26 protein-coding genes and 3 pseudogenes are annotated in these 26,655 nt (G+C 55.7%); 13 read left to right on the forward strand and 16 right to left on the reverse strand.

The window, feature by feature from the left end:
- Positions 1 to 43 precede the first annotated feature (43 nt).
- A pseudogene (locus tag BI364_RS19175) lies at positions 44 to 256 on the forward strand (DUF899 family protein); the annotation flags it as partial.
- A 339-nt stretch (positions 257 to 595) separates the two neighbouring features.
- Here BI364_RS19175 and BI364_RS10270 read toward each other — a convergent pair.
- Positions 596 to 1,633 carry an IS630 family transposase gene (locus BI364_RS10270; protein WP_070078656.1) on the reverse strand — a complete coding sequence of 346 codons (1,038 nt, stop codon included), beginning with the start codon at positions 1,631 to 1,633 and terminating at the stop codon, positions 596 to 598.
- A 161-nt stretch (positions 1,634 to 1,794) separates the two neighbouring features.
- Here BI364_RS10270 and BI364_RS17930 point away from each other — a divergent pair, with 161 nt between their 5' ends.
- The 4 genes from BI364_RS17930 to BI364_RS10290 all read left to right on the forward strand — a co-directional run bounded on the left by BI364_RS17930 (position 1,795) and on the right by BI364_RS10290 (position 3,790).
- Positions 1,795 to 1,935 (forward strand): transposase domain-containing protein, encoded by a 141-nt coding sequence (locus BI364_RS17930; protein ID WP_407639355.1) that lies wholly within the window; start codon positions 1,795 to 1,797, stop codon positions 1,933 to 1,935.
- On the forward strand, positions 1,932 to 2,519 hold the full coding sequence (locus BI364_RS10275; RefSeq protein WP_070078657.1) for a plasmid pRiA4b ORF-3 family protein: 588 nt from the start codon (positions 1,932 to 1,934) through the stop codon (positions 2,517 to 2,519). The genes BI364_RS17930 and BI364_RS10275 overlap by 4 nt, the downstream gene beginning before the upstream one ends.
- A gap of 406 nt (positions 2,520 to 2,925) precedes the next feature.
- On the forward strand, positions 2,926 to 3,291 hold the full coding sequence (locus BI364_RS10285; RefSeq protein ID WP_233279487.1) for a DUF488 domain-containing protein: 366 nt from the start codon (positions 2,926 to 2,928) through the stop codon (positions 3,289 to 3,291).
- A gap of 94 nt (positions 3,292 to 3,385) precedes the next feature.
- Complete coding sequence (locus BI364_RS10290) at positions 3,386 to 3,790, forward strand: hypothetical protein (RefSeq protein WP_070078659.1); 405 nt, start codon at positions 3,386 to 3,388, stop codon at positions 3,788 to 3,790.
- Between the two features lie 37 nt (positions 3,791 to 3,827).
- Here BI364_RS10290 and BI364_RS10295 read toward each other — a convergent pair whose 3' ends face one another.
- The 9 genes from BI364_RS10295 to BI364_RS10320 all read right to left on the reverse strand — a co-directional run bounded on the left by BI364_RS10295 (position 3,828) and on the right by BI364_RS10320 (position 11,993).
- The gene (locus tag BI364_RS10295) at positions 3,828 to 4,169 is read right to left on the reverse strand and encodes an RrF2 family transcriptional regulator (protein ID WP_197495672.1); all 342 of its coding nucleotides are present in this window, start codon (positions 4,167 to 4,169) and stop codon (positions 3,828 to 3,830) included.
- The gene (locus BI364_RS18935; RefSeq protein ID WP_267887955.1) at positions 4,129 to 4,257 is read right to left on the reverse strand and encodes a hypothetical protein; all 129 of its coding nucleotides are present in this window, start codon (positions 4,255 to 4,257) and stop codon (positions 4,129 to 4,131) included. The genes BI364_RS10295 and BI364_RS18935 overlap by 41 nt, the downstream gene beginning before the upstream one ends.
- A gap of 128 nt (positions 4,258 to 4,385) precedes the next feature.
- Positions 4,386 to 4,643, reverse strand: coding sequence for a hypothetical protein (locus BI364_RS10300; RefSeq protein WP_156782716.1), 258 nt, complete (start codon positions 4,641 to 4,643; stop codon positions 4,386 to 4,388).
- On the reverse strand, positions 4,640 to 5,593 hold the full coding sequence (gene tal, locus BI364_RS10305; protein WP_197496031.1) for a transaldolase: 954 nt from the start codon (positions 5,591 to 5,593) through the stop codon (positions 4,640 to 4,642). Before tal ends, BI364_RS10300 begins: the two co-directional genes overlap by 4 nt.
- Before the next feature lie 9 nt (positions 5,594 to 5,602).
- Positions 5,603 to 5,731 carry a hypothetical protein gene (locus tag BI364_RS18940; RefSeq protein WP_267887956.1) on the reverse strand — a complete coding sequence of 43 codons (129 nt, stop codon included), beginning with the start codon at positions 5,729 to 5,731 and terminating at the stop codon, positions 5,603 to 5,605.
- Positions 5,732 to 6,074: 343 nt separating this feature from the next.
- On the reverse strand, positions 6,075 to 7,466 hold the full coding sequence (zwf, locus tag BI364_RS10310; protein WP_070078661.1) for a glucose-6-phosphate dehydrogenase: 1,392 nt from the start codon (positions 7,464 to 7,466) through the stop codon (positions 6,075 to 6,077).
- A gap of 13 nt (positions 7,467 to 7,479) precedes the next feature.
- On the reverse strand, positions 7,480 to 8,487 hold the full coding sequence (gene gnd, locus BI364_RS17440) for a phosphogluconate dehydrogenase (NAD(+)-dependent, decarboxylating) (protein ID WP_083251302.1): 1,008 nt from the start codon (positions 8,485 to 8,487) through the stop codon (positions 7,480 to 7,482).
- 301 nt (positions 8,488 to 8,788) lie between these two features.
- Positions 8,789 to 11,317: an alpha-glucan family phosphorylase gene (gene glgP, locus BI364_RS10315; RefSeq protein WP_070078662.1), complete on the reverse strand. Its 2,529-nt coding sequence runs from the start codon at positions 11,315 to 11,317 to the stop codon at positions 8,789 to 8,791.
- A gap of 40 nt (positions 11,318 to 11,357) precedes the next feature.
- Positions 11,358 to 11,993: a histidine phosphatase family protein gene (locus tag BI364_RS10320; protein WP_070078663.1), complete on the reverse strand. Its 636-nt coding sequence runs from the start codon at positions 11,991 to 11,993 to the stop codon at positions 11,358 to 11,360.
- Between the two features lie 411 nt (positions 11,994 to 12,404).
- Between BI364_RS10320 and BI364_RS10325 the strand changes: the two genes are divergently transcribed.
- Complete coding sequence (locus BI364_RS10325; protein WP_197495673.1) at positions 12,405 to 12,881, forward strand: CBS domain-containing protein; 477 nt, start codon at positions 12,405 to 12,407, stop codon at positions 12,879 to 12,881.
- Between the two features lie 129 nt (positions 12,882 to 13,010).
- Here the strand turns inward: BI364_RS10325 and BI364_RS19180 are convergent, their stop codons facing one another.
- The 5 genes and pseudogenes from BI364_RS19180 to BI364_RS10335 form a co-directional block, all read right to left on the reverse strand.
- Entirely contained in the window at positions 13,011 to 13,373 is a 363-nt protein-coding gene (locus BI364_RS19180; RefSeq protein WP_083251303.1) for an ArsR/SmtB family transcription factor, read from the reverse strand.
- A gap of 172 nt (positions 13,374 to 13,545) precedes the next feature.
- Complete coding sequence (locus tag BI364_RS19185; RefSeq protein ID WP_407639356.1) at positions 13,546 to 13,947, reverse strand: tetratricopeptide repeat protein; 402 nt, start codon at positions 13,945 to 13,947, stop codon at positions 13,546 to 13,548.
- Positions 13,939 to 14,205 (reverse strand): annotated as a pseudogene (locus BI364_RS19190) (tetratricopeptide repeat protein); the annotation flags it as partial. The gene BI364_RS19185 and the pseudogene BI364_RS19190, both read right to left, overlap by 9 nt.
- A gap of 18 nt (positions 14,206 to 14,223) precedes the next feature.
- On the reverse strand, positions 14,224 to 14,406 hold the full coding sequence (locus tag BI364_RS17940; RefSeq protein WP_156782718.1) for a hypothetical protein: 183 nt from the start codon (positions 14,404 to 14,406) through the stop codon (positions 14,224 to 14,226).
- 279 nt (positions 14,407 to 14,685) lie between these two features.
- Entirely contained in the window at positions 14,686 to 18,513 is a 3,828-nt protein-coding gene (locus BI364_RS10335; protein WP_083251304.1) for an EAL domain-containing protein, read from the reverse strand.
- Between the two features lie 1,011 nt (positions 18,514 to 19,524).
- Between BI364_RS10335 and BI364_RS17450 the strand changes: the two genes are divergently transcribed.
- The gene (locus tag BI364_RS17450) at positions 19,525 to 20,019 is read left to right on the forward strand and encodes a disulfide bond formation protein B (protein WP_197495674.1); all 495 of its coding nucleotides are present in this window, start codon (positions 19,525 to 19,527) and stop codon (positions 20,017 to 20,019) included.
- Positions 20,020 to 20,190: 171 nt separating this feature from the next.
- Here BI364_RS17450 and BI364_RS19310 read toward each other — a convergent pair.
- A pseudogene (locus tag BI364_RS19310) lies at positions 20,191 to 20,514 on the reverse strand (winged helix-turn-helix domain-containing protein); the annotation flags it as partial.
- Positions 20,515 to 20,892: 378 nt separating this feature from the next.
- Here BI364_RS19310 and BI364_RS10360 point away from each other — a divergent pair.
- Genes BI364_RS10360 through BI364_RS10385 form a run of 6 tightly spaced genes read left to right on the forward strand, consistent with a single transcriptional unit; the run spans position 20,893 to position 26,652 of the window.
- Positions 20,893 to 21,120 (forward strand): hypothetical protein, encoded by a 228-nt coding sequence (locus BI364_RS10360; protein ID WP_070078671.1) that lies wholly within the window; start codon positions 20,893 to 20,895, stop codon positions 21,118 to 21,120.
- A gap of 3 nt (positions 21,121 to 21,123) precedes the next feature.
- Positions 21,124 to 22,878 carry a type IV secretion system DNA-binding domain-containing protein gene (locus BI364_RS10365; RefSeq protein WP_070078672.1) on the forward strand — a complete coding sequence of 585 codons (1,755 nt, stop codon included), beginning with the start codon at positions 21,124 to 21,126 and terminating at the stop codon, positions 22,876 to 22,878.
- The gene (locus BI364_RS10370) at positions 22,875 to 23,279 is read left to right on the forward strand and encodes a hypothetical protein (protein WP_070078673.1); all 405 of its coding nucleotides are present in this window, start codon (positions 22,875 to 22,877) and stop codon (positions 23,277 to 23,279) included. Before BI364_RS10365 ends, BI364_RS10370 begins: the two co-directional genes overlap by 4 nt.
- A gap of 19 nt (positions 23,280 to 23,298) precedes the next feature.
- On the forward strand, positions 23,299 to 23,571 hold the full coding sequence (locus tag BI364_RS10375; RefSeq protein ID WP_070078674.1) for a hypothetical protein: 273 nt from the start codon (positions 23,299 to 23,301) through the stop codon (positions 23,569 to 23,571).
- A complete protein-coding gene (mobF, locus tag BI364_RS10380) occupies positions 23,535 to 26,333 on the forward strand; it encodes a MobF family relaxase (protein ID WP_070078675.1) in 2,799 nt (932 codons plus the stop codon). Before BI364_RS10375 ends, mobF begins: the two co-directional genes overlap by 37 nt.
- A 4-nt stretch (positions 26,334 to 26,337) precedes the next feature.
- On the forward strand, positions 26,338 to 26,652 hold the full coding sequence (locus BI364_RS10385) for a hypothetical protein (RefSeq protein WP_070078676.1): 315 nt from the start codon (positions 26,338 to 26,340) through the stop codon (positions 26,650 to 26,652).
- Positions 26,653 to 26,655: the final 3 nt, after the last annotated feature.

Raw genomic sequence — 26,655 nt, forward strand, 5'->3', positions numbered from 1 at the left:
GAGCCGGTCGTCGATTGACGACCGGCTCGATCAGCCACTTGTGATGCGCGCTTACAGTAAGGCGAAAGAACCGGAACACGTGAGGAATGGCTGGCAGTGCGACGACGAGCTGGCGCGACAGCGGCAGGAGCTGCCATGGGTTCAGATCGACAAGGACTATCGATTCGAGACCGACGAGGGGAGCGCATCGCTGGCTGACCTCTTCCGAGGGCGCTCGCAGCTGCTCGTCTACCACTTCATGTTCGGGCCCGACTACACGGAGGGGTCCGCACAGCTCTGCGATCGCAGATGGCTTCAACGGGTTCGTCACGTACGATGTCATGCTCTGGGGGACGTCTCGGGCGCCGCTCGTAAAGCTGCAGGCGTACCAACGGCGGATGGGCTGACGTTTCCCTTGGGCCTCGTCGGGCGGAAGCGACTTCGCCACAGACTTCGGTGTCGCATACACGGACGAGCAACTGTGGTCCGGGGTGGCCCCAATACAATTTTAGGTAGGTGGCGTGGCCGCCGCTGCCGATCGGCGAAGTGGAGATGCTCACCGAGCTCACGGCGGGAACCGCCACGAACTATTGATCCGGCCACATTTATCCGCGAATCACGCTGCATATTTTACGCGAGCATCCTGGAAATATTTTTTGACGCGTTCAGGCGACTTCTCCAGTGTCCGCATGTGCTCGGTTGTCGCTGCTTTCAGCCTGGCTTTGGTGCGTACCGGAACTTTCGAATAAAGAGCCTGTTTCAAGTCAGCATTAAGCCGCTCTTCCGGGTTCAATTCCGGGCTATAGCTGGGCAGATAGAACAACTCAATCTTGTCTTTATGCGCTTCAACCCAAGCCTTGACCGGCTTGCTGTGGTGTACTCGTAGATTATCCAGAATCAGGAACACTTTCTTTGCTGCGTCCCGGAGCAGTGCTTCCAGAAACTCAATCAGCCTATCCGCGTTGAACGCCTCATCAATAATCATCCAGCGAGTCTTGCCCTGGTTGGTGACGGTGGCGATCATCGATAGTTTCTGGCGTGTGCCGCCCACCGCTAAAGTCACCGGGGTCTTTCCCACCGGCGCGTAGCTGCGACCACGCACATCGGTATTGACCACCGCTGTTTCGTCTCCCCAATGAACCTCGGCACCTTCTGCCTTGGCGCGTTGCTCAATGGCCGGGTATTCGTTGTCCAGCCAAGCCTTCACCGCCTCTGGGGATTGCTCGTAGGCTTTCTTGATCGGCTTTTGCGGAGTAAATCCCCAGCGCTTGAGATGGTTGCCAACACCCCGTACAGATAGCTTGATGCCGCATTCGCGCTCAATCAGCTGCATAACCGCTGCCCGGTTCCACAGCGCAAATTCCATCTTCAGCTGTTCCGGCCGCTTGTCGCAAATGATTTGCCGTACAGCCATTTCTTGCGATCCGCTCAATCTGCGTCCGCTTCCTTGTTTCTTGCCGCGCGCAGCAGGCTTGAGGGCCACCGCCCCCGCAGTTGAATAAGCCGTGATCGCAGCGTTCACGGCATACCAACTCAGGCCGCTATGCTCAACAATTCGCATCACGGGCATTCCCTTGCGGTACAGGCGGATGACTTGCTTGCGTCTCTCGTGCAGTACTTCTCGCGACTGCTTGCGGGCGTCTTCTTTTTCCATGACCAATGAGACACATCACCGCACCTTAAAGTTCACGGATTAATCGTGCCGAGTCTATAGGCGACGTACACACGAGAGACTCCCGGCATGAGTACTTTCGTGCTGAAGGACTGCCTTGTCTACCACACCTACCCGATCTACGTGCACAGGCTGGACGGCCTATCAACGGCCTTGATCCGATGACCTATTTGCGGCAGGCTCTTGCCATGATCGCCACTCATCCGATCAACCGAAACGACGAACTGCTGCCCTGGCAACTGCCATTGCCGTCGGTGCCCGATGCCGCCAAGGAGGTCGCATGAGCAAGATTCAGCGACTGGGCCCGACGGCGCAGCTGCAACTGCGCATCGAACTCGAACACAGCCAGCCATTGATCTGGCGCACGGTCGTGGTACCGAGCAACATCACCCTCGTCAAGCTGCACAGCGTCATCCAAGCGGCGATGGGCTGGTGGGGTGGCCACCTGCATGAGTTCGTGATCGACCATTGCCATTATGGTCAGGTGTTCGACGAGGCTCCATTCCTGGGCATGGAACCTGAACTGGTCGACGAACGGCGCAAGAAACTGATCAACCTGCTGGGTCGAAAACGGCAGTTCGAGTACCTGTACGACTTCGGCGACAACTGGTGGCATAAGCTTCGCGTTGAGGGTGTTCTACCGCTCACAACAACACCTCGGCCCCAAATTCTGTGTCTGGCCGGTGAAATGGCTTGTCCGCCGGAAGACGTGGGCGGACTGGTTGGTTACTTCGAGTTCCTCGCGGCGGCGACCAATCCGCTACACGAAGAACACGAAGCCATGATCGAATGGTGCGGCGGTCACTTCGATCCGACCGACTTCGATATCACGCTAACAAATCAGCGGCTCCAACACATCAAGTGCTGACTGAATAGGGCATAGCTGTCGGACGCTTGCCGGGATTCTCCTTCGCGACGTCCACGTCGTGCAGGAGCCAGTGCGCTGATACCTTTGTCTTCACGCGCGCGGTAGCGCTTTACGATGTTGCAGACCGCGACGTAGCTCAAACCAATCTCTTCGCTGATCTGAACGCGATTACGCTCGCGTTTCCGTGCCCGGATAATCTGCTTGCGCAGTTTTTTATTGCGCCGCCTGCTCCAGTTTTCTTGCGTCTTGTTTGTCCACGCAAGGTTTTTGCATGACACGGTCAATAGTTCACATCATTAGTGTGCTGAATCTATAATTCATCAGTGCCAATGAAGGGTGAGTAGTTACGAGATGCCTTATAATACCGCTATAGAGGAACCCGCACTTGGCTGATGAGGAAAGCACCATGCCGACGATGCTTGTGGTGAAACGTGTCTATGCGCCAGTAGCCGAAGACGACGGGTTTCGCGTGCTCGTTGATCGACTATGGCCGCGAGGCCTGAGCAAGGCCGCTGCGCGCATCGACTTGTGGGCGAAGGATGTGGCACCGAGTGACGCCTTGCGCCAGTGGTTCGGACACGACCCAGCAAAGTGGGACGTGTTCCAACACCGTTATTCTGCTGAACTGGCGAAAAACGTCGACGCAATGGCAGCACTTCGAAGCGAACTTTCCGCGCACGTGCGCGGTGCTACGCTACTGTACGCCGCGCACGACGAACAACATAACAACGCCGTCGTGCTGTTGCGCTACCTGCAAGCACAACACGCGTGACCCTGCTGATCAAGATCACGAGGCGCGCGACGTTTCGGTTTGATCTCACCGTCTGAGCGTGACACCACAGCAGAGCCATTGATCCCGAACGACCATGCCCCAGCATTTGATCGACGCGCTGACTCATGAACATCAAGCGATGTTGCAGGCAATGCAACGCCTGCGTCTGGCATTGCTCGACGGCGACATCAATTCCGCGCACGAGGCACGCGACGTCTTGCAGCGACTGCACGTCGCGCACATCGCCGCCGAGGAAACCGAACTGATTCCGCAGTTGCCGGCTGCCGCGCGTTGGCAGGCCAAGGTTTACCTAGCCGAGCACGCCAAGCTCGCTGCGATGATCGAACAGTGGCACGAACGTCTGCAACAGCACGGCGCACATATCGACTCGTCCGTGCTGCGCCTAGCCCTGCTCGACGCTTCGCTGCCACTGCAACACCTACTCGAACACCATTTCGAGCGGGAGGAGAAAGGCTTGTTCCTCGAAACCGCGACTTGAAGCTGCACGTGACGGCCAGAACCATTTACGCCACCTGCTAGGGCTGGCCGACAAACTCGCGCAGCGCCGGGTTCAGGCCATCGGCCAAACTTGCCGAGTCAAGCTCGGCATAGAAGGCGCGGCGCGCACGCTCAAGCCTAAGGCGCAGGGCGCAAAATCTGGGGAGCAAACAATGCCCGCCATCGTCACGAAAACATTCAGCGAGTGCCGATTCATCCTCTAGCCAATCGAACACCTCACTCAGGCGAATCACCGACGCTTCCTTGGCCAGCTTCACCCCGCCGCCCGCACCGCGCGTGGTCAGCATATAGCCGCCGGCAGCCAGTCGTCGCAGTACCTTAACGAGATGATCGCGCGAAAATGTCGAGCTTGCCCGCAATCTCCACGCTCGACCAGGTCTCACGATCGCTACCGGCCAATACCAGCAAGGCGGGCAGGCCGAAGTCGGAAAAAGAAGTCAGTCGCATGGCTCGCTCCGAAGAGGTAATTGCAAATACCAGTCATGAATCCGATAGTGATATTCATCATATCCGTTTGCTTCACATTTCTACTTTTTTCGCCGTTTCCGATCAGGAGATTCCGACACACACAGTGCTCAGCCCCGAGCCAGATCAACCAGCAATGTGAGTGTTTCGTCGGTGATCCGGTTTTTGGAAAAGTCCAAATAAAGCCCGGCCGCTTCGACCTGCAGGCGTTCTCCGCGCTGGGGATCATCGGCGAAAAACTGGCGCAGGTGCCGCGCACTCATGCTGCGGTGATGATCGACAAGTGCCTGCCACGCGGGAAGTTGAATCAGTGTTAGTGTCGATGGGTTCGGCAAGCGGGACGATGCGGAAGATGCTGTGCGAATCATGACGCGCTGCTCCTCGCAAGATGCGCTGCTTTGGTGCCGATCGCTTGCAAGAGTTGACGCCACGACGCGACAAACGCCTCAGCACCTTCACGCTGCAGGCGCTCGGCCAGGACATCAATGTCGATGCCCTGGCGGTCGAAGTCCGCAAGCACGGCGCCTGCCTCGCCTCCATCCATTGGCAGCACCTGCTTGGCTTGGCCGTGGTCGGCAAAGGCGAGTAATGTTTTTTCTGGAATGGTATTGATGGTATGCGGTGCGGCCAACGCCTCGACATACAAGGTGTCAGACGCCTGCGGGTCTTTCGTGCCGGTGCTGGCCCACAGCACGCGCTGTGCGCTGGCGCCAGCCGCAGCCAGCGTCTGCCAACGGGACGACGCGAGTAAGTCACAATAGGCCTGGTAGGTCTGCATGGCCACAGCAATGCCGAGACGATTGCGCGATTGCGGTGAAACGGTGTCTTTCACCGCAACATCCCAACGGCTGATGAAAAGCGATGCGACCGAGCCGACATTCGCATCGAGCCCGGCCTCGATGCGCCGCTCGATGCCGCGCAAATAGGCCTCGGCCGCAGCCAGGTATTGTTTGCACGAAAACAGCAGCGTGACATTCACGGGAACGCCGGCAAAGATAGACGCTTCAATCGCCACCAAGCCTTCGGTGGTGCCCGGAATTTTGATGAACAGGTTGGGCCGATTGGCACGCGCATGCAGTTCTGCCGCTTCCTTGAGGGTTTTCGCGGCGTCATGGGCCAGCAGTGGAGACACCTCCAGCGAGACCCAGCCATCCACCCCGGCGCTGGCGTCGAAGGTGGGGCGGAATAAATCGGCCGCCTGGCTCAGGTCTTCCAGCGCCAAATCGAAAAACAGGCTTTCGTCCGATTTGTCATTGTCCGACTGACTGCGAATTGCGGCGTCGTAGGCGGTGGAGTGTCCGATGGCATGCTCGAAAATGGTTGGGTTCTAGGTCAGGCCCGTCACCTGTAAATCGCGTATATAGCCGGCCAGGATGCCGCTGGTGAGTAGCTCCCGCGTAATATTGTCGAGCCAAATGCTTTGGCCGAGATCGTGCAACTTTTGGGTCGAGTTCATGGCGATTCCTGTGTTGAACGACGGGCTGATTTTTGCCCCAGCAACGTGGGGAAATCGATGGCCAGCAAATCACCGATACAATCGATGCTATCGCGAACAGACTGTCTCTCTGGAGGGGCGCGGTACACCCTGTGTACTCGACGGACACAATACATCTGCACGGCGCAACCGAGATCCAACTTCGTTCAGAATAACAGAGCGTCGCATCAACCCATGAGGTCGATCAGTATTTTGGTTACAATTTTTCATATGCATCACACCTCTTAGAGACCCTCTCGAAAAGTCGTTGGTTTTGTTTATTGATTTCCGACCTCAATTGGATTGTTACAATATTTCCATTCGATTATGGGTTATGCCAAGTACCGTTTTTTTTGATCAGTGCATCGGCCTGCGCTGGACCCCAGCTGCCAGGTGAATATGGATAGATATGGTCATGCACCTTGAGAATAGGTTCAACGACCGCCCATGCCGCTTCGACTGCATCTTCACGAGTAAAAAGCGCCCCATCACCTGCCATAGCATCGCTTAATAATCGTTCATAAGGTTTCTCCTCTCCCGACTGTTCTTCGAGTAGATATAGTTCACGTTGATCACCGACGAATTCCTTACCTGCTCGCTTGACGCGAGCAGCGAGGGCGACAGCAGAATTAGGAGACAATCGAAAACGCAGATAGTTGGCACGGATCCCTTTTTGTACGGAATCATCAAAAAGCATCTGCGGCGGTGGATACAATTCCACGAGTACCTCAGCCGCTGTAGTGCCGAGCTTTTTGCCAGAGCGGAGGTACCATGGCACCCCACTCCAACGCCAGGAATCGATGTACAGTTTCAACGCACAAAATGTTTCAACATCAGAATTTGGCGATACGTCTGGCTCATTTCGATAACCTACATACTGGCCTCGTATAATATCCTTCCGTTGCAAGGGCCGCATCGCTTGCAATATTTTTGCTTTCTCGTTATGAACTGCACCAAAACCTTGATAAGCAGGAGGCTCCATAGCCAACAGGGCTACTATCTGGAAAAGATGATTTTGTATAACATCGCGCAGACAACCTGTGTCTTCATAAAATGCGCCACGACCATCGACTCCGAATTCTTCGGCTAGCGTGATCTGAACGCTTGCCACATAGTTGCGATTCCAGATGGGTTCAAGAAATGAATTTGCAAAGCGAAAATAAAGGATGTTCATGATCGCTTCTTTTCCCAGATAGTGATCTATTCGAAAGATCGAATCTTCGGGGAAAACTGCACGCACAGTACGATTGAGTGATTGTGCCGAAGCCAGATCGTGGCCAAATGGTTTTTCAATGATGATGCGTGCACGCGTCGCCAGACCACACGCATCAAGTCCTTCAATCACCGTAGAAAATAGAGCAGGCGGAATCGCAAGATAATGTGTTGGTTGCTGGGCGTGGCCGATTACTCGTTTAAGTGTAGTGAATGTTTCCGGATTCGAATAGTCACCGCTCACATATTCTAGCAATAAAAGAAATTTCTCGAGCGTTTCCAGGTCCGTGTTTTCAACAGCTTGGGTTATACTGGCCTTCGCTCGATCACGCAATTGCGTCACACCCCATTTAGATGAGGCGACACCGATAACCGGGATATTAAGGCGATCATTCAAAAATAACGCAAAAAGCGCTGGAAAAATCATTTTATACGCGAGATCTCCGGTTGCGCCGAAAACCACCAGGACATCGGACAACTGCTTTGAGTGCAATTTACTAGCCATCTCAGCTCTCCGATTATGTTTCATTGTGCCCGCCAAACTGCTTTCGCATCGCGGACAAGACACGATTGGCGTAATCCGCCCCATTTCGTGAAGCAAACCTCTCAAATAGTGCGGCGCTAATAACAGGTATTGGCACACCTTCGTCTATCGCAGCCAATGCAGTCCACCGGCCCTCACCTGAATCTGATACGCGTCCTGAATATCCGTTAAGCTCTGCATTTTCGACCAAAGCAGCTGCAGTTAAATCAAGCAGCCACGAAGCCACTACACTGCCACGCCTCCAAACCTCTGTTATTTCCGGAAGATTAAAATCATACTGATAATATTCCGGATTAGGCATCGGTGTTGTTTCGGCATCATTTTCCTGCGCATGCCTACCAGCATTCGCATTCCGTAATATATTTAAACCCTCGGCACAAGCCGCCATTAATCCATATTCAATGCCATTGTGAACCATCTTGACGAAATGACCAGCACCTGCTGGCCCGCAATGGAGATAACCTTGTTCGGATGGATCAGGTGGCCCCACTCTTCCGAGAGTGCGTGATGCCGAACCCACACCAGGCGCAATACTTTCGAAGATAGGTGTCAGAAGTTGCACGATCGAGGCTTCTCCGCCGATCATCAGACAGTATCCACGTTCCAGCCCAAACACACCGCCACTGGTACCGCAATCAATGTAATGTATCTCTTTTGATTTGAGCATTTCCGCGCGCAAAAGATCATCCCGATAATAGCTGTTTCCGCCGTCGATTATGATGTCGCCGGCACACAGATGTTCAGCTAATTCTTCAACACTTTTTTGCGTTACGCTAGCAGGCACCATTAGCCAGATGATCCGTGGCCCCGAAAGTTTTTCAGCTAGGTCTTCAAGCGAATCGGCACCTATAATCCCAGGCCCATGGAGATCCTTTACAACGTCTTCATTTACATCATAGACTACACATTGGTGGCCATCTTTGACAAGACGTCGCACCAGATTTGCACCCATGCGTCCTAATCCGACCATTCCGATTTGCATTCCCTATCTCCTCAACTTATTTATCCAGATATTGCTCTATGACACAAGGCTATAATTTACTCTTGATTAACAGGCATTAAAACCAATACCTAATAGATAGCGTAATAGATAACCCGTTGCCATAAATCTCTTTATGAGAACGACATATGCTTTAATTCTCGAGAGACACGACGCTCTTTATTTCGTCCTTTCATCGAATACCGGGTTTATGTCTAAAAAAATCGATTACCTTCATTTCTGATATGCTATTCTCCAATGGTTCCATTCTGGATGAGAACCATCTCTATGGGCATCCGATGCATCATCGTGACCATAGAATATGAGGTTCTTCAAGTGGCACTTCAGCCAACGGATGTGCAGGTCTCACACGTACGGTATAGTCATTGCTCGGACGAGTTGTCGTCAATGACACCCGATAGCGGAAACCGTTAACCGCTCCAGCCAGGGTTTGCACGCGCTCCATCCAATAACATTCCGATGCCCCATTCGCCCCTATACCATCAGCATACAGCTCCACGGCAATATCATCAGGTGGCAAACCATCGAGAAATATTTGCGCATTGGCAATCATCCCGTTGTCCTGTTTCTGACATTCAAGATCGCCGATACGCACAGCCGACCAATGTGCTGCAACACGTGCCGACCACTTACGCAAGTCGCATGCACCGCGGCCATTATTTGCAATCCGCCTCGAGAATGCTTCCGCACGGGGTAAATAATAGTTCTCAACATATTCACGCAGCATGCGATTGGTCGAATAGGCAGGCGTAAGTCGCGCCATACTAGCGCGCACACGCGACACCCACCGTGAGGGTATCCCATCGTCATTGCGCTCATAGAATTCAGGAACAATGGATGTTTCAAGTAGCTGGTATAGGGCATCGGCCTCCTCGAAATCCCAGGCTGGATCAATCCCATGCTCGTTACCATCGCCTAACGCCCACCCGACTTCTGGACTGTAGGCCTCTGCCCACCAACCATCCAACTCGGAGATGTTAAGCCCACCGTTAACCAGTATCTTCATGCCGCTGGTGCCACTGGCTTCCCAGGGTCGACGTGGTGTATTGATCCATGCATCAACACCTTGTACCAAATCGGACGCCACTGCCATATCGTAGTCTTCGATAAAGACCACTCGACCTTGTATATCCGCTCGGGCAATGAACTCGATCCACTGGCGAATCATGTCTTGCCCATCAAGATCACGCGGATGCGCTTTGCCTGACAATACCAATTGAACTGGGTGTCGTTGATTACACAATAGACGTGCCAGACGCTCAGGTTGCACCAATAATAAATTTGGACGTTTATAACCGGTGAATCGTCTTGCAAAACCGAGTGTAAGCGCATTGGGATCGAATAGAAGACTACATTCTTCGATCCGGCGTTCCGATTCAGCACGTCCAGCACGCTGGTGTGCGGCATGCACACGGACTGTACTGATCAACCGTTGACGTTGTCGGGTGCGAAAATCCCACAGGGTGGTGTCATCAAGTGTAGTGATTGCGACTTCGATGCCATCCAAGCTGGATATCCATCGATTCTCTCCACAAGCTTTTGTCCACAGGTCATCGGCCTCAGCAGAATCCCAGCTAGGGGTATGTACACCATTGGTCACATGCCCAACCGGAATCTCAGCTAGAGGCCATCGTGGGAAAAGAGGGGCGAACAACTCTCGGGAAACAATACCATGCAAGCGTGATACACCGTTGATTGCTCCGCTTGCCCGCAAAGCGAGAAACGCCATGTTAAACAATTCACGCTCATCACCTAAATGAGTACGCCCCAAGTCGAGTAACGCCTCAATATCGACCATCCACTGCTTGGCGAAGCTATTGAAATATTTACGAATGAGCGCAGACGGAAACTGGTCGAATGCCGCAACCACCGGGGTATGCGTGGTAAACAGATTACCTGCGCGTGTCGCTTGTAATGCCGTGATAAAATCAAGATCATGTTGCCGTGCACATTGTGCCGCCCGTTGCAGTACCGCGAATGCCGCATGACCTTCATTAAGATGACTGACTGTGGGAGTAAGTCCTAGTGCGTCTAGCATCCGCCAGCCGCCGATTCCTAAAACGATTTCCTGCTGTAAACGCGTTTCCTCATCTCCGCCATAAAGTTCCCCAGTAATGCCGCGATCACGGGGATGATTGCTCATGCCGTTGGCATCGAGCAATAATAGACGTACTCGACCAACGCGTGCTTCCCAACAACGCAAGCGGAGCATACGCCCAGGAAATTCGACATTAACATGCAACCAACTGCCGTCACTCTTTCGTACAGGAAGTACCGGCAACATGGCAGGATTGTTATAAGGAAAATAAGCCTGTTGCTGACCTTTGACGTTGATCATTTGTCGGAAATAACCTTGCTGATAAAGCAGACCGACCCCCACCATCGGCACACCAAGATCGCTGGCGGTCTTGAGCATATCGCCAGCTAAAATACCGAGTCCACCAGAATAAATTGGTAGCGCCTCACTCAACCCAAATTCCATGCTGAAATACGCGACCAAGTCGAGCTCGCGAGTATCATCCTGCTCACTAAACCAAGTGGGCGCATTCAAACTTTCATCGCGGGCCCGAACTTGACCTCTGAGTTTGTCGAGAAAATCGTTATCGCGTGCGAGCGCTTCCAAATGGTCGCGAGAAGTGTTCTCCAGTATCAACCAAGGATTACCGGTAGCCTCCCACAGCTCTTGATCAATCCGTTTCCAGAGAGTATCTGAGGCATGACTCCAGCTCCAGCGCAGGTCCAAGGCCAAATCACCCAGGGATTCCAGGCCCGCTGGCAATTCTCGCGCGAAGTAGTGTTGCATATGGACCATGTGAAGCTGTCCTCTCGAGAAAGTGGATAAGGGGAAGGCATCAACTGCGGTTTATCACACCTGTCGGAGCAGGATCATTTGCAAGGTTGATTATTTTCGGTGAGCGCAGGTTCCAGGCCAACAACGCCGCCTCGCCATGCAAACGTCCAAGTAAGCCAATTGCACCCGAGTCGAGCCCTAGCCGGGCACCCAGGCGGATATCATGACCCAACCAGCGTGCCGCCAGTGAACGCAGCACGTGTCCGTGAGCGAAAGCTAGCACTGGTTTGCAATCCTGGTCCCTAATGCGTGTGATCAGTTGATCTACACGTTTGGCAACCGCCATCGGACTCTCGCCGCCGGCACCAGCGCCCCCCCCAACAAAGACCGTCCAACCTGGGGAATCAAGGTGAATTTCCGGGGTCGTCAGGCCCTCATAGTCACCGTAGTCCCACTCCTGCAATTCCGGCACCACTTCGGCTTCGGCATAACCGCAAATGGCAGCAGTCTCGCGGGCACGGCGCAAGGGACTGGTCCAGACCGCCGCAGGCGACCATTGTGCAAGCCAAGGCTGCAGACGTTCTGCCTCAATACGACCGGCCGCAGTCAGCCCGAGATCGGTATGCGATGTATGCTGACCACTGACGCTCCAGGGCGTCGCGCCGTGTCGCACGACAATGAGGTCGAGTTCTTCCATTGAATAGATACTCCGCATACCCCGAGTGATACGTTGGACTGATGAACCGCATTGAGGTTCATGTTTGTCCTGCACCGAAGGCGTATCTATAGGAAATAGGCGCTGTACAGGGTGACGGTTTGGCGTGCCTCAAGTAACATGAAAAGAAGGTCTCCGGCTGAAAAATCCGACTGGATTGATCAACGCGAATCGATACGCTTAACAAGTATCATTACCTGAATGCTAATCACTCAGAAGGCATCAGCGCATTGCCGTCGCCACTGAGATGGTCTGCATCTACCATCATAAGGAAATTTGGATATGCCCTCGCTACGATTGAACCTTCATCCACTACAGCCTGCCACGCGTGTGGAGCAGAAACATTCAGATCATCCTCAACACATCAGAGGCGAGAGTCCAGCGATTGATGTAATGACCGATCTACAGCATGTCCGTGCGGTCACCACAATCACCGGAGCGTCACTTAGTAACGCACACCAACGCATGATCCATACGGGTGTGCGTTTATTGTTCGTGCTCGACAGGGAGGGGTGCGTGGCCGGTCTAATTAGCGCGCGCGACCTAATGGGTGAGCAACCCATGTTGGCGGCAGTCCGTGAGCATTTATCTTACGATCAACTGCATGTAGAACACATCATGACGCCCGCCAGTGCCATTCAAGTGTTGGATTTTACAGAGGTCTTACGCGCCCAGGTTTCAGACGTCATCCAGACATTACGCGAACATGACCGCCAGCATGCCCTTGTCGTCGAGTACCATACAGACGGGGAGCAAAGAATACGTGGTATTTTCTCGCTCAGTCAGATCAGTCGTCTGCTCGGTATTCCGCTTTCCCCGTCGGGCATCGCACAAAACGTCGCAGAGCTAGACCATATACTCAACCATTGAGCCAAGAGAAACGGGACGCCCCCACACACCGAATATCAAAAAAGGATGCCAGTCTCGTATGCCCCCTGAATACAATCTGTTTCAGTTTGATTACCAGCGATCACACCCCATTGCCATGAGGGAAATTGATCAGCGTCGCAAGTTGCCATGCGAGCAGAAAACATCTCGTATATTCTGGATGATGACCATGGTCCGGTGATGGTTGACGCGATAGTAATGTCGCACACCAAGGCGACGTCGTACCATAACCCTACTCCGAAGCAGAATATTCAGATGTTGTGAGACATTGGTTTGCGTGGTGTTGAGTAACAAGACTAGCTCATTTACGCACAGCTCACTATCTCCCACTGTGCATAATAGTCGCAGACGCAACGGATGCCCCATCGCTTTCAATACTGCGGCAACAAGCTCTAAATCCTCAGCATGATCGAGTATTGCATGCTGCACATCAGGCAAGATGCGCGCCTGGCCAATTATAATACTACGAATCATTATTTTTACCGCCGATAGTAGATGAATGTCTATATTGTCGCGATCATTGGCCACATGAAGTCACAATTCTCATCACAAATTAGCGCGTAGCGGTATTTTAGGCAGAACTCCTGGCAAGGCTGAATGAATGCCGGAATTTAATGGGCATCGATTCTCTTACAATCTCGCAAGCTCATCGCGTATCCGGCGTGGTGTAAGCGGCTAAATCCATACCTTTATTGGCTAGGGGTTCATCTTGCGCTGAAGCCATTTCCCACCATTTCATGGCTTTTGCGATATCCTTCTTCACCCCGACGCCCTTGTAGTACAAGGTGCCAAGATTATATTCAGCATCCGGGTTTCCTTGCAGGGCTGATTTGTGCCACCACTCGACAGTATTCTCGATGTTTTTAACGAATCCATGTCCCTTGTAATATAGGACACCCAAATTATATTCCGCTCTGGGGTCATTACCTTTGGCCGCCATTCGCCACCAGCTGATGGCATTCGGGAGGCTTTTTATCAGTCCATTGCCCTCATAATAGGATAGCGCAAGATTGTATTCTGCTTTTGTGCTACCTCGCTTGGCCGCCATTTCATACCAATGAATTGCCTTCACATGGTCCTGCATCACACCCCAACCAAGATCATAATAAATCGCCAGATTGTATTGTGCGGTCACATTGCCCGATTCCGCAGACTGTCTGTACCAGCGGGCTGATTCTGCATAATTGATCGGCACACCCTCGCCGTTGTAAAAGGCGAGTCCAAGACTGAGCGACGCTCTCGAGTCGCCCTCGCCAGCGGCTTTTTTGTACCAATATATTGATTTACTGGGTGATTTTTTAAGCGAGTAGTATACACCAAGCCATTATTGTGCAGCTGAGTCACCTTTTTTCGCATAGTTGGATAATTCAGAAAGCATCTGCTGATTGCCAACGGCCGCGTTAGCGGCCAAACTCTCCGCCCGCTGCTGTGTCAAGGCCAGCGCTTGTGTGCTGAATAAAGTCAATCCAACTGACAATGCAATTATCGTTACGTTTCTGCTTGGCATAATCGATTCCTCTTAGCAGCTAGTTGCGAAACTCAAAATTTGATTGATAAATTGCCCTGCTTTCCAAAAGATACCGTTTTCGACCTGCCAGGTCGAGATGCGTTTGCGGACCCAATAACGAAAAACCTGACCGCGACGTGTTCCGGTGCTCCTTTAGCCAAGCCCTCACGCGTGGTGTAAATCGAGGGCATCGCATTGATGCGAAAACCGTTACTTCAGGCAACGCTGTATAAGTCTTCACAAGCAATCAACCTCAAGGTTCATCAGTTTTGCCTCTGGTCAGACGTCTAGAACCCGTGCGGCCAAGTGTTCAATTCCATGATCACTTCCGACCCATTGAAATAGATGGCGCAAGGCAACCATCCGGTCACCTTTGGAAATGCTGGCGTCATGCAGTCGACGATGCCAGGCATCGACCTCGTCACCCTCATTGACATCTAGCGTGGTGAAGACCGTCTTACCCGGACAGTTGTCGTAGGTAATCGTAGACATGGATTTACCGGGCAGATGCTGAAACAAAAGTGCCAGCAGTCCCAATCGGCTAGTTGGTAATGTGGGTTTAGACGGAAGACGAAAATGTGTCACCCAGTCAGGCAAGTCCTCGATCGGCATGGGTCTAGCAATTGCAAAGCCCTGCCCCAGAGGGATTCTCAGCCATTGTGCGACTTCGATAAGATCTGGCGTCTCCAACCCCTCTACGACCAGTGCCTGGTCTAGATCATCAGCCAGCCGGATTAAAGTCGACAACAATATCAACGTCGACAAAGGATCTGCAGTCATGCGTCGCACCACGTTCTGGTCGATCTTGAGGACATCAAAAGGCTCCTGGATCAGTCGTAGCAAACTACCGTAACCGCCACCGAGATCATCTAAAGCCAGTTCGACACCCAATTCGCGGAGTGATTTCAATGTTTCGTGTGCACGACACGGATCAACCTCCTCCGTTTCCAACACTTCAAACGCGATTCGGTGGCGAAGTGCATCGTAGACGTCGAGAACCTTGGTAAGGCGGGCAACAAGGTCCGATTCTAGCAAGCATGAAGGTGGCAGGTTGACCGTGACTTGGAGTGTCGGAAAGCAATGATTGATCCTCTTCAATGCTGCCAGCGCCTGTTGCAACGTCAACCAAAAGAGCCGATAGCGCTCAGCCGCGCCTAGAATAGGGAGGAATTCACCGGGTAACAGTGGCTCGCCATTTTCCAGATTCAATCGGGCCAGCGCTTCGATCTTGACCATCTGGCCTGTGCGCAGGTCGATGACCGGCTGGAAATAGAGCATCAATCCCTCGCCAAACAAGCGCTGACGTAGATGTGTCTGTTCTTTATGCGTGAGCAGTGGAATAGATCCGGTCTTCGGGGATGAGTTTGGCATCAACAGCAGGTGTTCCGCGATTGTCTGCAACTGGTGCACGAATGCTTGGGCATCTTCGTGCGTGAACTGGTGCGGATAGGCGCCGTAGAGCGCGAGCACCATCAACACATGGCCCTGTGCGTCACGCAGGGGCATCGCCACAGCGGAGCGCACGTCCAATGCCAACTGCATATCCCGCCACAAGGTCATGCCGGCGTCTTTTTCCACATGATCGACGGTTTCAATACGCAAGGAATGCCAAGCGCGAGTGACGACCCCTTTCCCGCGAGGGTGCCCGGACACGAGCCCAACCCGGTAGGTAGGCTCGGACAATTGCACGCGCCCCCGCGCAGCCGCAGGCCCTTCAGCCTCCACGATGTCAAAAAATCCTTCCGCATCGGGGCGATACAAGACGACGGCCCTGATACCAAATAGCGCTCCCAGTTGACTGATCAGCGCGTGCAAATTGTCCATGGCTCCTAGAGCTGCGTTGGCTACAAAGGACAGTACGTCCCGAAGGGCAAGCCGCGCTTGATTCATGGCATCAACTTGGTTCTGAATATCCAAACCCAGGCGTGCATCGATAATATTGAGCAAAGACAGCGCCGCGCGGGCATCAACCGTGAGGTTCAGGTGCGAACCGAGTAAATCTCGGTACGCAGCGTTAGCGCGCAGTAATAGCGCAGCATCGACGCCAGTGAGAAAGTGGATGCGTCCGAGCCGTTCGGACACCGTTTGGAGCTCGTTGCGCTGCAGACTCGGGGTCGCGAGAAAACGCAGGTGCCCGGCCTGGGCTTGCTTGAGCTGGACCATCTCGGTGTCGGTCACGGAGGCCAGAATTGGGGCAATCAAATCATCCTGAACAAGCTGTTGATAGAACGCTTCAACAAAGCCATCGAGCCACGGTCCGAGTGCATTTTGATATCGGTCTAGCAAATGAGCAGCCGACGCCGAGAAGGGATTGATGGGGCTGAACTCAGGCTTTGGCGCTTGCGCCGCCCTCCCCAACGTCTGCCACCAGGAGCCCCCTGACTGACGATCTTTGGCCTGATAGAGTGCGGCATCCGCTTCGCGCAACAACGTGTCGCCTTGCCGACCGACACTGGACAGTGCGACCCCGGCCGATATATTGATGCGAATACTCGCGCCCTCGCATTCGAACGGCAATTCCACCACGCGGTGTAGCCGCTCCATGCTACGGGATAGATTATCCTGAAAGTCGTTGCCATCGAGATATTCGAGTACGAGGACGAACTCATCACCGCCCAGGCGAGCGATGAAGTCGCTCTCACGCAGGATTTTTCTCAGGCGTGTGGCCAGTTCAATCAGTAAGAGATCGCCGACGGCGTGACCGTAGCGGTCGTTGACCGGTTTGAACCCATCCAGATCCAGCATGACGATGGCATAAGGTCGTTTCAGACGCGTCGAGCGCATCTCGACTTCGCGCAGACGCTCCTCCAGTGACAGGCGATTGGGCAGATCAGTGAGATAATCACTGCGGGCGGCATGTGCTTCTTTCTGTTTCAATGCAACCAGGTGTTGCCTGAGGTCGATTTGATCCAACCCATGGCCAAGCAATGCGGCTATTCGTTGGCACAAGGCCTCAATGTCGCCATCAAAAACCTGTGGTTGATCGGCCGCAAATACCAAAATCGCCCAGGAGACACCGGCTCGCATAATGGGGGTGGCCAGAGTGGCAATCCAGTGATGGTGTATGGCCCAGTTCTCCCAGGGCGTGCCATGCACGGCTGCAAGGTTGTCGTTGTCGCAGAGAGATCGGCCCTCGCGCCACGCGCGTGCGATCAACGAACGTTCGTCAACCAAGGGCAACAGGGTCTCAATTTGGCGGCTGCCAGGACCCGCTGCCGCCAAATTGCGCCAGCCATCCTGGGTTGGCTGGACAATCATCACAGCGCAAAAGGGTGTGTCGTGTACGAGCGTTTTGCAGGTATCCTGAAGTAATTCATACTCGGTGTCTGCTCGCAACACGAGGTCATCTTCTTCCACCAGTGCCCGGTAAATCTCGAGTTTTCGCGTTAGCTGACGTTGCAGGTTATGGCGGTGTTCGAGGTTCGCCGCATGCTCCAGTACAATGGCCGTCGCAGTCGCAGCGGTTTGCAACAGTTGACGATGAAAGTCAGCCGGATGACGAGGTTCAAAACTCGACAGTGCAAAGCTACCGACGATTGATCCGTTGCGGTCAACTATCGGGTGCGACCAGCAGGCAAGCACGCCATAATGATTGGTCAGTGGCAGGAGATTAAGCCAACGATCATCGGTGAGGGCATTGGTGATGAACTGCGCCTGACCCGAGCTTACGGCATGGCCGCATGAACCGGCCTGTGTACCCGGCAGCAAACCTTCCAGATCGGCGCGCGCGCCCATTGGCACATCGGGTGCGGCGGCGATGTGCAATCGTCCATCTTTTCCCAGCACCATGATGCTGGCAACCGAGCGCGACAGACACTTCTGGGTAAGGCGACAAATCTGATCAAGCAGTTGTTGGGGAGGCTCATGGGCTAGCGTCGCCTCAAGAATGCAACTTTGCAGTGTCAGTAAAGATTCTTCTGGAGAAGGAGCCTTGGCCGTCATAAGCGTGTGCCGTGTAAAGTCGTGAAATATCCGGGTTGCGACAGCGGTCGATAGGCAACATCGAAGTGCTGCGCCAAACTTGCCAGGGGTTTGTCTAGCCTCCACAACTGTGCGCCCGGCTTCACCCGTATGGAAGCGAGCAGCATAATATTTTCCAGCCTGCATACGAGCCCGCACAGCCTTTTCCGCTCAATGAACGCTCGCGCTTCGATCTGGCTCGCCTGGTTGTAAGGCAGCAGGAGACCAATGGTGTTAAGCATCTGGGCACGCTTTTGGCAGCGTTCCGCAGGCCAGCTTAGCCGAGGCCATCGTGGACGGGATCCGTCCCGGTTTGGCAGTGGCCGCGCCGCTGACGCCGCCAATATTTCGCGGGGTGCTGCGACGACCTTTGATCAATGCGCACATCTCGAGCATCAGTTGACCGGCATCCCTTGTCGCGGGTGCTGGCAGGCATCGCCAGGGTGGAAGACAGCATTATACTTGGGGGCATCTGCACGACGGTCACGGAACGCGAAATTTCGGGGTCATGCAAGCGCCAAATGTCTCTGATAGTTTCTGCTCCGTCGTCGCTTTGAGATCACGCGCGCGCTGCGCCATAACGTCTTCGCCAACGTGCTCGCGGCTTCCTACAGTCTGTCGCGCGATTATCTCTACGGGATGGCAATTGGTCGCTGGCCGTCGAGTCCTGTCGCGTTGCTTACGTTTTTCCAACAGCGCATATTATGCCACGCGCGTGATAAGTTTTACGATGCGGAATGGCTTCACCCCCAACCCGTACGCAGGCCATGCGAATACGAGTAATCATGGCCACGATGTCGAACTCGCGAATATTGCCAACTGAGGCTCGATTGAGGAAAAAAATGCCTGAGACAGCATCACAAGCACAGACCTCGACCGCGATCTTGATGTCTGAATCTCCTTCCGAAGACGCCATTGGCGAAACGAAACTGCGAGCCTTTTTGAATGCGTTTGCGAGGCATTTCGGCCGCTGGCTGGAATTCGCTGGACATCGCATTTGCCGATTCGATTATGCGCTCAAGCTGGCATACGGCGCGCGTTCGCATCGGCGCTATTGCCGCCCGGATTGCTGCCGCATCGCTTCGTTGTGACGCGTCATCACATGATTACCCGGACACTCGTCGAGGCCCGGACTGGAGTCGACGGGGAGCCGGTCAAATGAAATGGCCTCTAAATGGCCCACCTGCTCTGGTGAAGTCACGTTCCGGCCCACATATTCGGCGCGTACTCGCTTGGTTGGGTGTGCTGCTGGCGATGGCGTCGTTGCTGGCGGCATTCTGGTTGCAATGGGGGGACGGCTGGCGACCGTGCGCCTTGTGCTGGTTGCAGCGAGGCTGTTTGTCGCTTGCGATGGTCGGGTTTGGGTATTACGCGATCGGCGCCCGCAGGCCGCTATGGGGTCTGCGCCTAGCTTTTGCCCTCGCGCTTGGGGGGCTGGTCGCGGCCTGGATTCAATTTGGCGAGGTGAATGCCGGAACCTTCGTCTGTCCGTTGCAGTTCACGGGTGCCATCACCAGTTGCGCGGCGGCCGGCGCTCATCCCTTGATGGGCCTACCTATCGTTGATTGGTCGGTTGAGCTGTTCATGGCACTGCTGTTGTTGGCCACCTTGATCGAAATCTTGAGTTTCTTGCACGGAAACGGAAATGCCTGAGCCTCGCCTACCCTTTGTCGAGGAATTAACGCGTCTGGGAATCGATGGGCTTGTACTCGATATCTGCGATCAATTCACCTTGAAAAAAGGAATGCTCAGGGTGATTCGCGAGATATTACTCAGGAGTCAGGAATATAGGCAACAGTTGGATGCTTGAAGAAAGATCGAATCAAGGATCGCCGGATAGGTTTCCCGTTGCCAGCGCTCGATCGCGTCAGGGTCCCTCTGATACGCACGCTGGAGTGGCTTTTGCGCAGTCAAGCCGACCCGCGCCAGCAACGCGCCCACTGAGGCCAAGCTCAGCGAAACGCCCAATCGCTGTGCGATCAGTTCGCGCACGATCTGGCGTGTCCATAAACCGAAGTCGAAGCCATACTGCCGCGGGTTCTTGCCGTTGACCCACCGGAACACTTGCCGTCCTTGGGCATCGGTCAACTTCCGGCGCCGCCCGGGGGCCCGCCGCAACTGCAGGGCCTGCTTGCCTTGGCCGCGCCCGCGCACCTTCAGCCGTACCTTGTACGCCCAAGTCCGGTGCATCCCGAACGACGCCGAGACCGCTGCCGGCGATTCGCCTTCCGCCATCCGCTCCAGCGCCATGAAGCGCATCGCTTCCAGCGTCTCGCGGGTCAATGTCCGTCCATCGTTCTTCATACCCAATTATGACCGAAGTCGACGCCATTTGTTCCCTAATCTACTGACTTATGAGTAATCGCCGATAAATCTGCGATTAATTAGGCGGGATCTTACGTAACCGCGTAATCAATTTTATTGCAGGCACTTCGGAGCGATTGTTGACAGGCTTTGCGTAATCTCGCGATTACGCGGTTACTTGAAATTTCTGGATTTTGGAATCGGGTAAACAAAGGATCATCTATGAAAAATCAAAATGTGGCATTCCGAGTCCCTGCGGCGATCTACGATGAGGTTTGCAGCCGCGCCGAGGCGGACCGACAAACCTTGGCGGACTGGTTACGTAGGGCGGTGCGTAATGAGATCGAGCGCCAACAGGAAGGTGATCGGCTGGCTGCTATGGAGGCTCGCCTGGAAGCTCAGATCGCCGATCTGAGCGCGCTCATTCGTCGCCTGGCCGTCGAGGACTGATTTGTGCCCCGCGACTGGCTTTCGACGGCAGGCATAGCAGTTGGCGTCGGTCTTCCCCTGAGCGCGCTGGGCGCGGCCGCAGCGCTCTCAATTGGCGTCGCGGGGCACCAGCTGCCGCCACTGAGCACGCTTGCCAGAGCGATCGCCGGTGCGCATCTACCCTCCTTGCTTTCAGATGCTCTCAGGCTCCCGAATCCCATCTATTCCCAGGTGTGGCTCGCAAGATTCGCACCAACCTGGCCCGCATGGGCAACAGTCGGCGCTGCCGCTGGTATCACCGCTGGCATCGCCCTCGGTTGGCTCGCCGGGTCGGTCGCCGAAATCAAGGCCGAGCGCGGGCGCTCAGTCGCTCGGGGGCATGCCGCTGCGCGCGCCGAGGCGGCCATCGAGACCAAGGTCTCCGGCCCAGGCATCCAGATTCACCCCCAGTTACAAATCTCTCGTGATCGCGAGACACGCGGCATTCAGTTAACCGGATCCCCTGGCTCCGGCAAGACCGTAATCATTGTGTGGCTCCTGCAGCAGATCCTCCGCGACCCGGGCGCGCGGGTCTTAATCCATGACATCAAAGGAGACTTCACGTCGCGCATATTCTCAATCCTCCGCGAGGACGAACGTGTTTCGCTCGTTGCCCCTTGGGACCGACGCTCCGCGCGTTGGTCCGCCGCCGCCGACATTCGGTCTGCAGCTGATGCACGCGAGCTCGCCACGCGACTGATCGCCACTCCCACAACGGGGAACGCGCAATGGGCGCAGGGCGCGCAGCTGATTCTGGCGGGCTTGGTCGTGACGCTTGCGAAGGGAACGAAAGGCCGCTGGACATGGGCTGACCTGCAGGATGAAATCGCGCAGCCCTACTCACAGATGCGTGCGTCGGCAATCACAGGCGCGCCGATGGCGGCGGGTTTGCTCCCGGCCGAACCGAATGCCACAACGGCCTCTTACATGGCCAACCTGACGGCCGCCGCCGGCGGTCTGATTTCTGATTTAGCCGCCGCTGACCGTGCCACACGAGGGTCTTGGAACGCCCGGTCCTGGCTTGCCGGCCGCGGCCCCCGAATCGTTATTTTGCAAGGCTCGACACGCTTCAGCGAGCTCTCAAAGGCCGTCAATTCCTCAATCATCCGCGCCATCTCGGGCAATTTGGATTCGATGCCTGACAGCAGAACAAGGCGGATCTGGCTCGTCATGGATGAGCTCGCGCAACTTGGAAAGGTTGAGTTATCACCGCTGATCGAAACGGGGCGCAGCAAAGGCGTTTGCTTGATTTCGGGATGGCAAGACGTAGGCCAACGCCGAGCAATCTACGGCCGAGACGTGGCCGACAGCTGGGATTCGATGATCGGCACCCACTTAATTTGCCGTTTGATCGGCCCGGACTCGCAGCAATGGGCGAGCGCACTAGTCGGACGCCGCCAGGTACGCCGGCAGGTCAGGAGCGCCAGCGGTGATCCTACGGCTCTAAGCTCGCGCAACATGTCGAGAGCGCGAAACGTGAGCATAAGCGAGCAAATCGCGGACGAAGATGTCGTTCGACCGGAAGAATTCGCGGCGCTGGGTCCGAGAGCAGGCGGCGTAGAGGCAATGCTGATTACTGGCGGGCAGACCGTGCATCGAATGGTTTGGCCGTTTCCTCAAAACTGGAGAGAGGTCGCGCCAGCGCACGTTCCAGCAGCGTGGACTCAGGGGCTAGCAACAGAGTCGGACGACTCCGCCGAAGAAAAGTCTCCCCAAACCCTTCTGCGCCCTTGGCTGTGAACGACAACAACAAGCAAAGCCGAGCGACAGTCCAGATTGAGACCGAGGCCGAATCGCCTGCCGAAGAGTCGGCCCCACTGCCCACGCCCATAATCACCCTAGACGAAAACACCACTGCAGGCTCTACAAGCGAGCAATTCATCGCCGACGCCGATGAATCGCCATCTGATGAGGTCGGAGACGAGCTCGTGGATGAGGTTTTGAAGACCACAATCGACGCCGTCATCCCCGGTGCTGGTATAGCGGCCGACCTAGCTGAGGCCCTTGATGATGCTGCCGGACCTCCAAGCGACGCCGGTACACCAACGGCAACACCTGCCGCGCCCCCAGAAGACCCCAAGCCTCGGAAACGACGGCTCAGGCTCCGGCCAGAAAACGAAGCAGCAAGCGACGACATCTGATCAATAAGGAGAATTGATAATGCAACGCCAAGCCAGCGACCCTCTAGTTTTCCCAGTTCCATCGTTCTTCGCAGCGGCTCGCATCATCTTCAACCACACAGCAGCTGGAGGAGAATTCACCTCACGCGACCTCATGAAAATCTCGGGGTTGACCGACTCTCGAATGCTGTTCGAAGCAGCCTGGCTCGCCGCCGATCAGATCCAGGGTCTCGCGTGGTTCAACTCGAGGAGGTTGGCCAATACCTGGTGGCGTGAGTGGGTTCTCTGCGTGCAGCCGCCGAGGCTGCACTGATGCTGAGCATCAGCGCGCGCGGATCTGCGGCCGAGGCCGTTTCTTACTACCTACACCTGAAGGACGAGCGCGGCAGACAGGATGAATATTATTCATCCGAAGGCGCCGGCCAGTGGTTCGGTGCAGGCGCCGAGGCGCTGGGCATCGCCGGTGAAATCACGCCGGAGGCCTTCGCGCTCGCAGCCGCCGGCCGCTCGCCAGACGGCGAGAACCTGGTGCAAGGTGCCGGCGATAAGCATCGTGCCGGGTGGGACCTGACGCTTTCAGCTCCTAAATCGGTATCCGTCTTATGGGGGATCGCGGACGCTTCCCGCCAAACTGAAATCCAAGCCGCTCACGGGCAGGCCGTTGAGCGCGCGCTGCAGCATATTGAGCAGGAATTCACCCTTGCCCGACGCGGCAAAGGTGGCGTGGAGCGTGAACAGGCAAAGCTGCTGTGGTCCGTTTTCCAGCACGGAACCAGCCGCGAACAAGACCCACAGCTGCACAGCCACGCGTTCTTGCACAACCTCGCGCAGCGCGCCGACGGCACCTGGGGCGGAATCGACCCGCGCGAGCTGTATCAGTGGAAACTAGCCCTGGGTGCGACCTACCGTGCCGGGCTGGCCAGTTCTATGCGGGAACTGGGTTACAAGATCGAGGCCGACGGCGACAGCTTCCGGGTCTCGGGCGTGCCCCATGAGGTATGCCGGCAGTTTTCTAAGCGCCGCGAGCAGATCGAGGCTGCTCTGGCGGAGGCTGGCCAGAGCAGCGCGAAATCGTCAGAACTCGCCGCGTTGGGAACTCGCCAGGCCAAGTCCAGGGATCTCAACCTCGATGAATTGCACGCCCGTTGGCAGGATGAGGCCAGCGCTCTGCACTTCAGCGCCGACCAGGCGCTGGAAGTCGAAACCAAGGATGACCTCGGCCCGATGCCCGCACCCGAAGAGCTGCTGCGTCGAGCCACCGAACACGACGCAGTGATCGAGGACCGCCATATCTGGCAGGCAGTCGCAGTTGCTGCCCAACATCGCGGCATGGGGCTGGACGCGATCCGCACGCACGTTGAGGACGTGCTGGCGTCAGACGCGTGTATGCGCCTGGTGCACCCAGAAACTGGCGACGTTCGCTACACGACCCGCGAGCTGTATCGCCAAGAGCGCCAGATCATCTCCGCAGCGCAAGAGCGCGCCGAAGAGGATCACCACGCCGTCCCGGCGGCGCTGGTGGACCAGGCGCTGGAGCAATTCAGCACAGAAAAGGGGTTCGCGCTCAGCGCCGAGCAGCAGACCGCTGTCCGGCATGTCACTCAGCGCGACGGCGCGGTACAGGTGATCGTTGGCGACGCCGGCACCGGCAAATCGACTGCGATGCTTGCCGCGCGCATGGCCTGGGAGTCTGCCGGCCAGCGCGTGATCGGCTGCGCAATATCAGGTAAGGCCGCCGCCGGGTTGCAGGAAGGTTCGGGCATCGAGTCCCGAACGATCGCGTCGCTGCTGATCACGCTGGAGCCCACCACAGACCCCCAGACAGGAGAGGTGCGTGCTCCCCGCGATGCATTGTCTTCCACCGACGTGCTGGTCATAGATGAAGCTGGGATGGTTGATAGCCGTACCATGCATCGACTGATGGAGCATGTGAATGCCGCCTGTTGCAGGGTCGTCATGGCTGGCGACCACAAACAACTGCAGAGCGTGGGCGCTGGTGGGGTTTTCAGGCATTTGGCCGAACGCGACAGCGCGCGAATCACAGAGATTCACCGTCAGCGCGAGGGTTGGGCGCGCGATGCTGTTCGGGAGTTCAGCCGCGGCGACGCGGCGGAGGCTATCGGCCGATTCCTCGACCGTGACCTGGTGCACGTCGCCGATGACCAACAGACGGCCATCACCCAGGCGGTAGATCGCTGGGCGGCGCACGCAGCCGAAGTTGGCGCGTCCGAAGCGCTACTGATGGCGAGCACAAATGCCGAGGTGGCGGCACTGAACACTGCAGCGCGCGCCCGAATGCAGGCCGAGCACCGGCTATGCAATGAAATCGAGATTCAGGTCCACGACCGCCAAGGCCGGTCCGCGGGAAAGCTGGCCGTAGCCGAGGGCGACAGGCTGCTAGCCAAAAAAAACGACCGCGCCACGTCGCTCAAAAACGGGGATTTGATGACAGTCGAGCGCATCGAATACACGCCCTCGGGCGTACAGGTCATCGCGCGCCTCGACCGCACGGCTGAGCTAGTACGGTTTGACCCGGCCGAATATTCCCAGCTCCGTCACGGCTATGCCGTGACGACGCACGCCGCGCAGGGTGCGACCGTAGACCGAGCGGTGGCCCTAGCCGGCGGCTCCATGACCAGCCGCGAATCGACCTACGTACAGATGAGCCGAATGCGCGAGACCGCTGAAATCATCGCAACACGTCAGCAACTTCGCGATGCGGCCGAGCAGATCGGTCCGACCGAGAAGATGCTTGAGCTGGCTGCGACGGTTGTCGCCGAGCAGGCAACCGATCTGCCTCCCGAGTGCGCTGATTCCTTTTCTGAATGCCGCGCCTGGCTGAATGATCACGCTAGAAACGAACTCGGCGGCGTAGAAGTAGATCGCCTGGCCGAACTGAAGGATCTGATTGAGGCGATGGGCGCGTCGCGCCAGAAAGAGACGACGCTCGATTATCAGATTGCAGTAGATCGTGAGGCCGAGCAGCATGCCGAAGCTCCCACACATGCCGCCGAACCCGTCCAGCCCGAGCCCCACCAGGCGCACGAGCACCACATGACGATGGAAATGGAGTGATCAAATGAATAAGAAAATCGAATCCGAGAAAGCCCAGCAGCTCGTCACCGTGCGCCTCGCGCGTCCCGGGTATATCCCCGTGGCTATCCCCGCGAAGCTCCGAATGACTCGCTTCCCCTTGAAACTTATTGCTATCACACGTTTCGGAGATTTCGAGCTCCTGCCTACCCCGCATAAGCACGTCTACTCCCAGGAAGAGTTTGAATCAAAGATGGATTCTGAGCCCCCGCTCGATCCAGATCCGTTTTATATCGACGCGGAAGGCTGGTTTCCGGAATTCGATGACGAAGATGAAGAGCTAGATCGGAACCAAGGATAAGAA

It is taken from the genome of Acidihalobacter yilgarnensis, from assembly GCF_001753245.1.
Lineage (GTDB): Bacteria > Pseudomonadota > Gammaproteobacteria > DSM-5130 > Acidihalobacteraceae > Acidihalobacter > Acidihalobacter yilgarnensis.